The organism is Laceyella putida, from assembly GCF_042665195.1.
Lineage (GTDB): Bacteria > Bacillota > Bacilli > Thermoactinomycetales > Thermoactinomycetaceae > Laceyella > Laceyella putida.
Genome location: NZ_JBHTBW010000017.1, coordinates 44,761 through 57,975 on the forward strand (window position 1 = coordinate 44,761; position 13,215 = coordinate 57,975).

Sequence of the window (13,215 nt, forward strand, 5' to 3'; positions counted from 1 at the left end):
CTAAATGTCCTGGAGTATTTTTGAGTCTCCGTTCCTTGGTCGCTTTATCGGGAAGTAGCTCCCAATCACTTCGCCTCTAGGATTGGTCATGATTCTGCATCTTCCCACTCGCCTGATGTTGAACTGGCTCCTAACCGATCCTGCCTGGCGCCGTGACGGCACCGGTGATCAATCGGTAAACCACCTCCGGATAGAGGCGATGCTCCGCTTGATGAATCTTCGCGGCAAAGCTCTCCACATTGTCTTGTTCGTCTAACTGAACGGGAACTTGCGCGATGATCGGTCCCGTGTCCATCCCTGCATCGACAAAATGCACCGTCACGCCCGATACCTTCACTCCGTACTCAACGGCCTGTTCAATGGCGTTTTTACCCGGAAAAGCCGGCAACAAAGATGGATGGATATTCACGATCCGCCATGGATACGCTTCGAGTAAAGTGGAACCAATCAAACGCATATAACCGGCCAAGACAATCCATTCGATCTGGTGTTTTGAAAGTTCGCTTAAGAGAAACGCCTCAAAGGCCGCCTTATCAACAAATTCCTTTGGACTGACGCTTACCGCGGGAACGCCCAACTGTTCAGCCCGCTCCAACACTTTCGCCCCCGGTTTGTCACAAACCAGTAGCCGAATGGGCAGCGGCCACTGCTGGCGCCGCGATTCCTCCACCAGCGTCTGAAAGTTGCTTCCACTGCCTGAGGCAAATACGGCGATGCTCATGCCCACACCACTTCCCGCGTGCCGGCTACCACTCGTCCGATGACGGTTGCTTGCTCGCCAAGCTCCTCAGCCACTTGAACCGCGGCTTCCGCTTCAGCCGCTGGCACGGCCACCACCATCCCGATCCCCATGTTGAACGTGCGGAACATATCCTCTTCAGGCACTTGGCCCGCTTCGCCAATCCAGCGGAAAATCGCCGGAACATCCCATGTGCTCTTATCGATCAACGCTTGGCATCCTTCCGGCAACATGCGCGGCACGTTTTCGGTCAATCCGCCCCCGGTGATATGGGCGCCCGCCTTGACTTGGAACCGCTCCATCAGCGCAAGGAACGTTTTCACATAGATGCGCGTTGGGGCTAACATCGCCTCACCCAAGGTCTGCTCTGTTCCAGGCACTTTCCTTTCAAATGGATATCGCCCCTCATCGAGCAGCACTTTGCGCGCGAGGGAGTAGCCATTGCTGTGCAAACCATTGGACGCCAGGCCGATCAGTGCATCTCCCGGTTGAATCGTCTCACCGGTCAAAAGGCGTGAACGCTCGACGACACCCACACAAAATCCCGCCACATCATATTCGCCCGCGGCATACATGCCCGGCATCTCCGCCGTTTCACCGCCAATGAGGGCGCAACCCGCTTCCACACAACCGTCGGCAATGCCTTTTACCACCGCTTCGGCTTGCGCTGGAGCCAATTTTCCCGTTGCCAGATAGTCGAGGAAGAAGAGCGGTTCTGCCCCTTGCACCACCAAATCATTCACGCACATGGCCACACAGTCGATCCCGATGGAGTCGTGACGATCCAGGGCAAACGCCACTTTCAGCTTGGTGCCGACCCCATCCGTCGCCGCTACCAGCACCGGCTCTTTATATGGTTTGAGGGCAAATAATCCTCCAAACCCGCCGAGGCCACCCAACACCTCTTCCCGCATGGTGCGCGCGACGTGCTTTTTGATGCGGTCTACGGTTTCGTTGCCGGCATCGATATCCACCCCTGCCGCTTTATATGCCTCACTCATTTTTTCGCCCCCTCCAATACCAGCTCATCTTCAATCACGGTTGGGTAAGCCCCGGTGAAACAAGCGATGCAATGACCGCGGTTCCGTTCCCCCGGAGGGCGTCCGATCGCATTCAGCATCCCTTCCACACTGATGAAGGAGAGCGTGTCAGCCCCGATTTCCTGCCGTATCTCCTCAACGGTTTTATTGGCTGCGATCAATTGGTCCCGATCCGGTGTGTCAATGCCATAGAAACATGGATTTTTCACGGGGGGTGAACTGATGCGCACATGCACTTCCGTCGCTCCGGCTTCCCTGAGCATATTGATGATGCGGCGGCTGGTTGTCCCGCGCACAATCGAATCGTCCACCATCACGACGCGTTTGCCGGATACGACCCCACGCACCGCGCTTAATTTCATTTTAACCCCTTGCTCGCGCAACTCTTGGCTTGGCTGGATAAAGGTTCGGCCAACATAGCGGTTTTTGATCAAGCCCAATTCATAAGGAATGCCCGTCGCTTCGGCAAAGCCAATGGCCGCCGATATGCTGGAGTCAGGCACCCCGGTCACCACATCCGCTTCAACTGGTGCTTCCTCCGCCAAGATCCGGCCCATGCGCTTCCGCGCCGCATGGACATTGATGCCACCGACATTGCTGTCCGGACGGGCGAAATACACATGCTCAAACGAACAGATCGCCCGTTCCGCCTTAGGGGCAAACGTAGTCGTCCTTATCCCTGACGCATCAAAAATCAGCATTTCACCAGGCTCAATGTCACGCACAAACTCGGCGCCTATCACGTCAAACGCGCACGTTTCGGAAGAAAAGACAGTGGCCTCACCCATCTTGGCCATCGACAATGGGCGCAAGCCATGGGGGTCTTGGGCGACGATCAAGGAATCATTGGTCATGATCAAAAGCGCATAAGCTCCCACCACGCAATTTAACGCTTCCTTGACGGCACTTTCCAAGTTGGGGGCGGCGGAACGGGCAATCAAGTGCGCAATCACTTCCGTATCCGTCGTAGTCTGGAAAATGGAACCCGATTCTTCCAATTCGCGACGCAACTTTTTGGCATTCACCAAGTTACCATTGGTCGCGATCGCCAATTCCCCTTTGGCGTAGTTAAACACCAGGGGTTGCGCGTTGGCGAGTCCAGTCCCTCCCGTCGTCGAATATCGAACATGACCAATCCCCGTTGCCCCATGCAATTGCTTGATATTGTTGTTGTTGAACACTTCCGTAACCAAGCCAGTGCCGCGTCCAACCGAAAACTTCGTGCCATCTGTCGTCACAATGCCTGCGCTCTCCTGCCCGCGATGTTGCAATGCGTGCAAACCATAATAAGTGAGCTGGGCGGCATCGGCATGGCCAATGATGCCGAAGACGCCGCACTCTTCATTTAGTTCGTCGAGGTCAAAGATACTTTCATCGCGCATGGAATGGCTTCCTCCCAACGTTTGCTCAAAAGTGCGACTTCCTGTTGAATCACGCTTTCTCCATTGACTTGGATCGCGATTTCTTCCGTCGACGTCACCGCACCGATTTGACGGCACGTTATCCCTTTCGACTCAGCCACTTTCATCACATCGGCCACCGCATCCGCCTTCACACTCAAGATGATGCGGGATTGGCTTTCACTGAAGAGGAAAACGGTTGGCGCCAGTTCGGTTTCAAGGTTGACCGTTGCGCCCAGCTTGCCGCTGATGCAGCTTTCCGCAAGCGCCACCGCGATGCCGCCTTCGCTGACGTCGTGCGCCGATTGCACCCATCCGCCGCGAATGGCCGCCAACACGGTTTGTTGCACCGCCAACTCTTTGTTTAAGTCACATACAGGAGGACGGCCGCTGATTTGTCCCGTCACAACATGTTGCAGTTCGCTTCCGCCCAATTCCGCAAAGGTATCACCCAACAGCAGGATGATATCGCCCTCTTGTTTAAATGCTTGGGTAGTGATGTGTTCACGCTTTTGCACCAAACCGACCATTCCCACGATGGGGGTGGGATAGATCGGGTTGCCTTTGGTTTCGTTGTACAAGCTGACGTTTCCCCCGACAACAGGGGTCTTGAGCACCCGACACGCTTCGGCCATGCCGTCAATCGCTTTGGAGAGCTGCCAGTACACTTCCGGCTTTTCGGGGCTGCCAAAGTTGAGGCAGTCCGTGATGCCGAGCGGTTCCGCTCCGGAGCACACCACGTTGCGCGCCGATTCGGCCACGGAGATGCGTCCCCCTTGCACTGGATCGAGATAAACGTAACGGCCATTTCCGTCGGTGGACATCGCCAACCCTTTCTCTGTGCCGCGAATCAACACAACCGCCGCATCAGAGCCGGGGCGAACCGCCGTGCTAGTACGCACCATGTGGTCATACTGCTCATACACCCAACGCTTGGAACCGATGTTGACCGAAGACATCACCTGCAGAAGTGCCTCTTGCGGATCAATCTCGGCCAATGCCTCTTCTGGGCGAACCGTTTCATTCTCCACATAGTAGAGAGGCACTTTTTCTTCCCGGACATAGATTGGCGCGTCATCAACCAGCGTATTGACGGGAATATCCGCCACCAATTGCCCTTGATGGAACAGGCGGTAACGATTGCTTGCGGTGACGCGGCCCACCACAGCCGATTGCAACCCCCATTTGTCGCAAATCTCCTTGATCTCATGCTCGCGGCCATCTTCCACCACCAACAGCATCCGTTCTTGGGACTCAGACAACATGATTTCATAAGGAGTCATCCCTTTTTCGCGTTGCGGCACCAAGTCGAGGTTCATGTCGAGGCCATGCCCCCCTTTTTGTGCCATTTCCGCGCTGGAACAGGTCAACCCCGCCGCGCCCATATCCTGAATCCCGATCAGGATGCCTTTTTGCACCATCTCCAAGCAGGCTTCAAGCAATAGTTTCTCCATAAAGGGGTCGCCCACTTGCACGGCTGGGCGCTTCTCTTCGGAAGACTCATTCAGTTCTTCTGAAGCGAAGGTGGCGCCGTGAATCCCATCCCGACCCGTGCTTGCCCCTACATAAATCACAGGGTTTCCTACGCCGATGGCCACGCCTTTTTGCAACTCATCATGGTTGAGCACACCCACACACATCGCGTTGACGAGCGGATTGCCTTCATAACTGTCTCCATCGAACACCACTTCGCCGCCTACGGTTGGGATCCCGATGCAATTGCCGTAATGCGCGATTCCGGCCACGACTTGTTCAAACAGGTAACGAACCCGCGGATTCCGCAAATCACCAAAGCGCAAGGAGTTCAGCAAGGCCACCGGACGCGCTCCCATGGAGAAAACGTCACGGATAATGCCGCCTACCCCGGTAGCCGCCCCTTGGAATGGCTCGATCGCCGATGGATGGTTGTGGCTCTCGATTTTGAACACCACCGCTTGGTCATCACCGATATCGATGACGCCCGCCCCTTCGCCGGGCCCTTGCAACACGCGCGGCCCTTCCGTTGGGAAACGCTTCAACAGCGGTTTGGAGTTTTTGTAGCTGCAGTGCTCGGACCACATCACACTGTAGATTCCCACTTCGGTCCAGTTCGGCATGCGGCCCAAGTGGCCGCACACTTGTTCATATTCCGCATCGGTCAAGCCCATGTCCCGATACAATTTCTGTTCGCGAATCATCTCCGGCGTAGGTTCCAAGCCCACACGCTCTACCACTGTTTGTTCAGACCGCATGGCAATTCTCCTTCCAGTATTGAAGCATGGATTTGAAGAGATGTTTTCCATCGTCCGAGCCCATCCAGTCAAAAATCGCCCGTTCCGGATGGGGCATCATGCCCAGGACATTGCCGGCTTTGTTGCAAATCCCAGCAATGTTGTCCACTGAACCATTGGGGTTGTCCCCCGCATAACGGAACACGATTTGGTTGTTCGCTTTCAGTTCGGCCAGCGTCGCTTCATCACAATAGTAGTTGCCTTCCCCATGGGCAATCGGAATGTTGATCACCTGTCCGCTTTCGTATTCGCCTGTAAAGGGCGTTTGATTGTTCTCTACGCGGATCGGCTGAATGTCGCAACGGAATTTGAGGTGGTCATTTCGCATGAGCGCCCCCGGCAACAATCCCGACTCACACAACACTTGGAATCCGTTGCAGATCCCGATCACCAGCTTGCCCGCTTCGGCCGCTTCCTTCACCGCCGCCATCACCGGGGAGAAGCGGGCGATCGCCCCACAGCGCAAGTAATCGCCATAAGAGAAACCGCCTGGCAAGATGACCGCATCAAAGGAGGAGAGATCGGCTTCTTGATGCCAGACTGGCGCCACAGGCTCTCCCAAGACATCTTCAATCGCATGGATACAATCATAATCACAGTTGGAACCAGGGAAAATCGGAACGGCAAACCGCACTTACGCCACCTCTTCCAATTCAAAAGTGAAATTCTCAATCACCGGATTGGACAATACTTTTTCGCCAAGCTCTTTCACTTGCTTTTCCGCTTCTGCGCGATCTTCGCAATCCAGCAACACTTCCACTCGCTTGCCAATCCGCACATCTTGCACGCCGGTAAAACCAAGGGTATGAAGAGAACCTTTCACTGCTACACCTTGTGGGTCCAAGACACTCTCTTTTAAGGTGACATAGATTGTCGCTTTAAACATGTTATTTTCCTCCCAAGCGATTCCAGATTTCGTGATAAGCTTCTACTACTTGTCCCAAGTCGCGGCGGAAGCGGTCTTTATCCAACCGTTCGCCTGTCTCTTTGTCCCAGAAACGACAGGTGTCTGGAGAAATTTCGTCAGCGAGCAAAACATTTCCATCCCCATCCAAACCAAATTCCAGCTTGAAATCGACGAGGATGATATTTTGTTCTAACAGGAAGGCGGATAAGATGTCATTCACTTTCAATGCTTGTTCCTTCAACTGGCTTACTTGTTCGTTCGTCGCCAAATCAAGGACGGATATATGCTCTTCGGTGATTAAAGGATCGCCCAACTCATCGTCCTTGTAATAAAACTCGACAATCGGGTGTTTCAGCTTAGTGCCTTCGGCCATTCCCAACCGTTTGGCCATCGTGCCTGCCGCAATATTGCGAACAACGACCTCTACTGGGATGATAGTCACTTTTCTCACCAGTTGTTCAAGTGGGGAAATTTCTTCAATGAAATGATTGGCAATTCCCTTTTCATTTAGCAATTGAAAGAAAAACGTGCTGATGCGGTTATTCATTTCCCCTTTGCCTTCTAGGGTGGCCCGTTTCTGGTTATTGAATGCGGTGGCCGAATCTTTGTATTTCACCCGCACCACCGTTGGATCTTCCGTCAAGAACAGTTGTTTCGCTTTCCCTTCGTACAGCATATCTCCTGATCTCACAGCATGGTCGCCCCTTTTGTTGAAAGTGGATGGTGAGGAGAAGAGCGCTTCTTCTCCTCATGCACTTGAATAGAGATTGTTTTAAAATGAGTGGCTGGCGGAAAACCCTTTTCTATTGCTTGCGCTGCTATTTCAAGCCCAACCGGGCGAAGATGGTATCCACTTGCGACAAGTGGTAGCTATAGTCAAAGCAATCGTTGATTTCTTCTGGGGACAAGGTGGCGGAGATCACTTCATCCGCTTCGACGAGTGGTTTGAAAGGACGTTGCTCTTCCCATGCCCGCATGGCGAGACGTTGCACGCGATCGTATGCTTCTTCCCGTTTCAGCCCTTTATTGATCAGGCTTAAGAGAACGCGTTGCGAATAGATCAGGCCGAAAGTGCGCTCCATGTTCCGCTTCATGTTGTCTGGGAATACAGTGAGATCGCGCACGATATTGGTAAAACGGTTCAGTAGGTAGTTGAGCAGGATCGTCGCGTCCGGGAGAATCACCCGTTCAACGGAAGAGTGGGAGATATCGCGCTCATGCCACAATGGCACGTTTTCATAGGCGGATACCATGTGTCCACGAATCACGCGGGCCAAGCCGCTAATGTTTTCACAGCCGATTGGATTCCGTTTGTGCGGCATCGCCGAGGACCCTTTTTGTCCTTTTCTGAATGGCTCTTCCACTTCACGGGTTTCACTCTTCTGCAAAGCGCGGATCTCCGTCGCGAACTTGTCGAGCGAAGTCGCGATCAGCGCCAAGGTGGCCATATACTCCGCATGCCGGTCACGCTGCAAGGTTTGCGTGGAAATCGGCGAAGCTTCCAAACCCAACTTCTCACAAACATATTGCTCCACAAAGGGGTCGATATTGGCGTAAGTCCCGACCGCACCGGAGATTTTGCCCACACGCACCGTCTCCATCGCGCGCACAAAGCGCTCGCGGTTCCGCTTCATTTCGGCATACCAAAGAGCCAACTTAAGACCAAACGTGGTCGGTTCAGCGTGGACCCCATGCGTCCGTCCCATCATCACGGTGGTTTTGTGCTCTTCCGCTTTCACTTTTAGCACTTCGATCAGGCGATCAATATCTCTAATCAAGATTTCATTCGCTTGACGCAGAAGGTAAGAAAGCGCCGTATCGACGACATCAGTGGAGGTTAAGCCATAATGTACCCATTTCGATTCCGGCCCGAGTGTTTCCGCTACCGCGCGTGTAAAAGCGACAACATCGTGCCGGGTATCTTGCTCAATCTCATAGATCCGTTCAATGTTCACCTTGGCGTGTTGACGAATCAGCGCCACATCTTCCTTGGGAATGACCCCCAGTTCAGCCCACGCTTCACATGCCAGGATTTCCACTTCAAGCCAGGCCTCAAATTTGTTTTGTTCAGTCCAGATATTCGCCATCTCCGGACGCGAATAACGTTCGATCATTTCCTAGTCCCACCTTTTTAGAAGCCTAATGTGTCAGGTACAATCTTTTTCCTAAAAAAGATTGAGCTTGTTGACAAAGTAGCCCGGAGTCGATTTTTGAGTCTGCGTTCCTTGGTCGCTTGATCGGGAAGTAGCTCCGCTGCCGAACTCCGGCGCGGGCAAAGTCACTGCCGTTCTTAGGGTTGCCCGCTTTCCTCCTAAGTTCGGCGCTCCGCTTGATAAAAAGCTCCCAGTCACTCCGCTTTCAAAAATCTTACTCCACTTGGGTTTGTCTTCAATCTGAATCTTTTTCCTAAAAAAGATTATTTATCATAAATAACCTTTTTTTCACGTTCCGTCAAAGGCGGCCAGATCTGCGATGCTTCGATCCAAGCGATTGCGCTCTCCAAATCATCCACCACCGTGACGTGTCCCATCTTCCGTCCTTTTTTTGCCTCTTTCTTTCCATACCAATGCACTTTCACATTTCCTGGCAACGTGCCATACGCTTGATTAAAAGCTTCACCATGTTCACCCAGAATATTCACCATCACCGACGGGGAGGTGAGTTCCGTCGGCCCAAGGGGCAAACCGATCACCGCCCGCACAAATTGTTCGAACTGGGAGGTGAGGCAAGCATCAAACGTATAATGTCCCGAATTGTGTGGGCGTGGCGCCAATTCATTGACCAGGAGCTCGCCAGACTCTAGCGCGAACATCTCCACCGCAACCAGCCCAACCACTTCGAGTGAAGCGGCCACTCTCTCAGCCAAGCGCACCGCCTTGTCACTCATTCCTTCAGCGAGCGGCGCTGGAGTCACGGTCATATGCAAGATATGATGGCGATGCAGGTTGACAGAGGGAGGAAAGGCTTTCACCTCGCCATGAATGCTTCGTGCCACCACCACCGAACATTCTTTGTGGAAGGAAATGAATTTCTCAAGAATCAAGGGTTGTTCTTGCATAAACAACTCCTTTGGCAAGGCCGCCACATCTTGCTCCGTTTTCAGCATCCACTGGCCTTTGCCGTCATATCCGCCAGTCGTCGTCTTCAATACAGCCGGCAACCCCAGCTCAGTCAGGCCTCGATGCAAATCCGCTTCTGTCACGACGGCGACATAGGGGGCAACAGGGATGCCCGCCGCCGTGAGCGCTTGCTTCTCCAACAACCGATGTCGCGTGATTTCAAGCAATCGGCTGCCTTGCGGAACATGCACTTGCCGTTCTAACGCACTGACCACAGTGGGATCGATATTTTCAAACTCATACACGATCATGTCAGCCGCATTCGCCAAGCGCTGGGCCGCCACTGGATCATCATAAGGCGCCGCAATATGTTGATCGGCCACTTGGCTACCCGGGCAGTCTGCCGCTGGATCCAGGGTGATGAAATGAAATCCCAACTTCCGACCTTCGAGAATAACCATGCGCCCGAGCTGTCCACCGCCCAAGATGCCGATGGTTTGTCCTGGCTTGATTAAAGTCGCTGGCTTGTTCATCGTCTCGATCATGTCAGTTCACTTTCCTTTATCACACGTTCGCGAATCCGCTCCCGCCGCTCGATCAACCGTTCACGCAACCGTTTATCTTGGATTCCCAGCATTTCTGCCGCCAGCAAACCGGCGTTGATCGCTCCGGCATCACCGATCGCCACCGTTGCCACAGGGACGCCGCCTGGCATTTGGACAATCGAAAGAAGGGAGTCGATTCCATTCAGCGTTGACGTTTTAATCGGCACGCCAATCACCGGCACAATCGTTTTCGCAGCAACCATGCCAGGCAGATGCGCCGCACCGCCCGCTCCAGCAACAATCACTTCAATCCCGCGCTCCGCCGCCGTTTCCGCATAACGAAACATCTCGTCTGGCGTGCGGTGAGCGGAAACGACTTTGGCCTCGTATGGAATCTCTAATTCGGCTAAAACATCACATGCTTTTTGCATTGTTGGCCAATCTGAAGTACTTCCCATTATGACCCCAACTTTTGGTTGCATCATGTCCCGTTCCCTTCTATCTATTCTTGATGAAGACAAGCCTAATCAACAGCCTTTCTCAGGATAATAATATAGAAGTCTACTACTTAGGCTTATCTTCATCTTCAACGCTTTTACAGGATTGTGTGAGATTTTCTCCTTAAGCACATATTCAGTGTAACAATGAAGAAGGTGAAAAGTCAACGATAAAAACGAACATTAACAATCCAATCAAATCCAGCGTTCGTGTTTGGTAGTTATTTTCTTTTAATCTTTCCTCCAGGAAGATGATTGCTAAATAAAATCATGAACATTCATCAGCCGAAATCTTTCCTTTGCCAAGATGCTCTTTTTTTCCAATAAGTATAATAAGCGAATACCTTTGACCGTGTCCCATAAGGAGGAAGCGTTCAGCACCAAGTTGGCGAAAAAAACATGCATTTATTCATTATCATGACGCCAATGGATACGAACATTGGGTAACAGACAAACCCCCTTCTTCCGTATTGGCGAAAAGGGGGTTTTTTGTCTTTGTTATTTGTCTAAACCAATGGCTGTGCTATCGCGTGATGAATCGCCCGCTCCATAATAGGTTCCTGTTTTCTGGTCGATCCAAATCGCATTGACATTGCCGATGACCTCCGGCTCTTCCGCAAAACGGTGCCCCATTTGCTCAAGCTCCGCCCTGACTGCATCAGGTACTCCCTCTTCCCAGCGGACCGTCGGATATTGGGAACTGAAGATTCGCGGCTCTTCAATGGCTTGCTTGAGATCAAGCCCCTTGCTCAACTTGTTGAACATCACTTGATACACAGAAGCGATGATGGTGGAGCCACCTGGCGAACCAACCGTCATAAGTGGTTTTCCGTTTTGGAACAAGATGGTTGGCGTCATGCTACTCCGTGGGCGCTTATTGGGTTGCACTTCATTGGGTCCACCGGGGGCGGCGTCAAAATCAGTCAACTCATTGTTAAGGAAAAAACCATAACCCGGAACCATAATGGCCGTGCCAAACTCCTGTTCAATCGTGGTTGTGTAGGAAACCAAGTTCCCCCAGCGGTCGGCTACCGTAAAATGGGTGGTCTGTCCATTTTCATTATCCTGGAGCGCGCCCACCTGTGCCGGTGACTTGTCCTCATACTTCCACGGATTCCCAGGTTTAACGTTGGTGTTTACGCGATCGGGATCGATCAGTGCGGCTCGTTCGGCGATATAACGCGGATCAAGCATTCCTTTTAGAGGCATTTCCACAAATTCGGGATCTCCTAGATAGGCTCCCCGATCCGCATAAGCCAGGTGCATCGCTTCCACAAATAAGTGATACTTCTCTTTGGAGCGAAGATCTTGCTCCTTCGCTTTCACTTGTTCCAACAACTTGAGGATATAGAGCGCCGTCACTCCCCCCGAACTCGGCGGTGGCATGGTGGCCACTTGCACTCCCTCTATTTCTCCCCAAAGCGGTTGATCCATCGTCACTTGATACCGTCTCAGATCAGTCAGCTTCATCTGTCCGTTTCGTTTATTTACTTCTTGGACCAACGCTTTTCCGATTTCTCCTTGATAAAACGCGTCTGTCCCTTTCGCTTTAATCAAGCGGAACGTGTCAGCCAAATCACGCTGCACCAACACCTCCCCTTCTTTTAGCGGTTGTCCATGGGGGATGAATAATTCCCGCGCAGATGTTTGCGCCAGCCACTCTTTATTATCAGCAATCGACTTAGCCAAAACCCGGTTGACCTTGATCCCTTTTTCAGCCAAATGGATAGCGGGGTTAATCAACTCTGCCAAAGGGCGGGTGCCCCATTGGCACAAAGCGACTTCAAGCCCTTTTAAGGTGCCGGGCACGCCGACGGCATAACCTTCATGTGAGCGGACATCAAAGGGAATTTCCTTTCCCTTTTCATCTAAAAACATGTTGGGATGGGCCGACATGGGTGCTCGTTCGCGGCTATCGACAATGCTTACTTTTTTCTTCTTGGCATCATACACCATCATAAATCCGCCACCGCCAATACCGGACATCATCGGTTCCACTACATTGAGAGCGAATTGAATCGCCACTGCGGCATCAACGGCGTTGCCCCCTTTTCTTAACACATCCGCTCCCACTTTTGACGCAAGCGGATGGGCTGTCACTACCATGCCCGTTTTCCCTGTCTCTATCCCATTGGAAACTGATAAATCTCGATGATACGAATTGACCGGCGCAGCAAATAATCCCCCTGCTGAAACAAGTATGAGAAGCAAGCTTAAGGCAACTGCGAAGCACACTTTCCAACGCCGCAAAAACATCCCCTCCCCATGTTTTACATAAATGTATCAAAAGATATATATAGATTATTTTTAATTAATCAATAATAATTCCTTCTTGAATAAATTTGATTATTTTTTCCTAAGAGACGCTCCGTCCAATCTTCATGAGATAACGACGGAAACACCACAAGGGGCGCTTTACTAATAGCCGTTTGGAGTCTTGATGGTCTAGGGCATGTCTGGCAAATCAAGTTGATCGATAGGAGGCGGCGGAAAAACCTTTTCCCGATGAGCGCCGATGGACAAGTGAAGCGAATGGGAAAACGGTTTTGGAGCCGCCGACATATTTATCAGACACGCCCTAAACACCTCCATGGGTAAGTCCATCGTCCTAAGGTGCAATGTTCAGGTCAACAACCCTAACAAAATGATTAAACAAAAGAAAACCCCACTTCTCTTGAAGTGGGGTTGTTTTTGTGCCTGGCAACGACCTACTCTCCCAGGGCTTAGGCCCAAGTACCATCGGCGCTGGAGGGCTTAA

General features: G+C 52.2%; 11 protein-coding genes. All 11 read right to left on the reverse strand.

Annotation, left to right across the window (positions count from 1 at the left end):
• Positions 1-130 precede the first annotated feature (130 nt).
• A complete protein-coding gene (gene purN / locus ACFQNG_RS06260) occupies positions 131-721 on the reverse strand; it encodes a phosphoribosylglycinamide formyltransferase (RefSeq protein ID WP_379864033.1) in 591 nt (196 codons plus the stop codon).
• Complete coding sequence (purM, locus tag ACFQNG_RS06265) at positions 718-1,740, reverse strand: phosphoribosylformylglycinamidine cyclo-ligase (RefSeq protein ID WP_379864034.1); 1,023 nt, start codon at positions 1,738-1,740, stop codon at positions 718-720. The genes purN and purM overlap by 4 nt, the downstream gene beginning before the upstream one ends.
• Positions 1,737-3,161, reverse strand: coding sequence for an amidophosphoribosyltransferase (purF, locus tag ACFQNG_RS06270; protein ID WP_379864035.1), 1,425 nt, complete (start codon positions 3,159-3,161; stop codon positions 1,737-1,739). The genes purM and purF overlap by 4 nt, the downstream gene beginning before the upstream one ends.
• Positions 3,125-5,410, reverse strand: coding sequence for a phosphoribosylformylglycinamidine synthase subunit PurL (purL, locus tag ACFQNG_RS06275; RefSeq protein WP_379864036.1), 2,286 nt, complete (start codon positions 5,408-5,410; stop codon positions 3,125-3,127). Before purL ends, purF begins: the two co-directional genes overlap by 37 nt.
• Entirely contained in the window at positions 5,400-6,083 is a 684-nt protein-coding gene (gene purQ / locus ACFQNG_RS06280) for a phosphoribosylformylglycinamidine synthase subunit PurQ (RefSeq protein WP_379864037.1), read from the reverse strand. Before purQ ends, purL begins: the two co-directional genes overlap by 11 nt.
• The gene (purS, locus tag ACFQNG_RS06285; protein ID WP_379864038.1) at positions 6,084-6,335 is read right to left on the reverse strand and encodes a phosphoribosylformylglycinamidine synthase subunit PurS; all 252 of its coding nucleotides are present in this window, start codon (positions 6,333-6,335) and stop codon (positions 6,084-6,086) included.
• 1 nt (position 6,336) lies between these two features.
• Positions 6,337-7,047, reverse strand: a complete 711-nt coding sequence (gene purC / locus ACFQNG_RS06290; protein WP_379864039.1) for a phosphoribosylaminoimidazolesuccinocarboxamide synthase — start codon at positions 7,045-7,047, stop codon at positions 6,337-6,339.
• A gap of 127 nt (positions 7,048-7,174) precedes the next feature.
• A complete protein-coding gene (gene purB / locus ACFQNG_RS06295; protein ID WP_379864040.1) occupies positions 7,175-8,470 on the reverse strand; it encodes an adenylosuccinate lyase in 1,296 nt (431 codons plus the stop codon).
• 302 nt (positions 8,471-8,772) lie between these two features.
• Positions 8,773-9,960 carry a 5-(carboxyamino)imidazole ribonucleotide synthase gene (gene purK / locus ACFQNG_RS06300; RefSeq protein ID WP_379864041.1) on the reverse strand — a complete coding sequence of 396 codons (1,188 nt, stop codon included), beginning with the start codon at positions 9,958-9,960 and terminating at the stop codon, positions 8,773-8,775.
• Complete coding sequence (purE, locus tag ACFQNG_RS06305) at positions 9,957-10,445, reverse strand: 5-(carboxyamino)imidazole ribonucleotide mutase (protein ID WP_379864042.1); 489 nt, start codon at positions 10,443-10,445, stop codon at positions 9,957-9,959. Before purE ends, purK begins: the two co-directional genes overlap by 4 nt.
• A 510-nt stretch (positions 10,446-10,955) precedes the next feature.
• On the reverse strand, positions 10,956-12,707 hold the full coding sequence (gene ggt / locus ACFQNG_RS06310; RefSeq protein ID WP_379864043.1) for a gamma-glutamyltransferase: 1,752 nt from the start codon (positions 12,705-12,707) through the stop codon (positions 10,956-10,958).
• Positions 12,708-13,215: the final 508 nt, after the last annotated feature.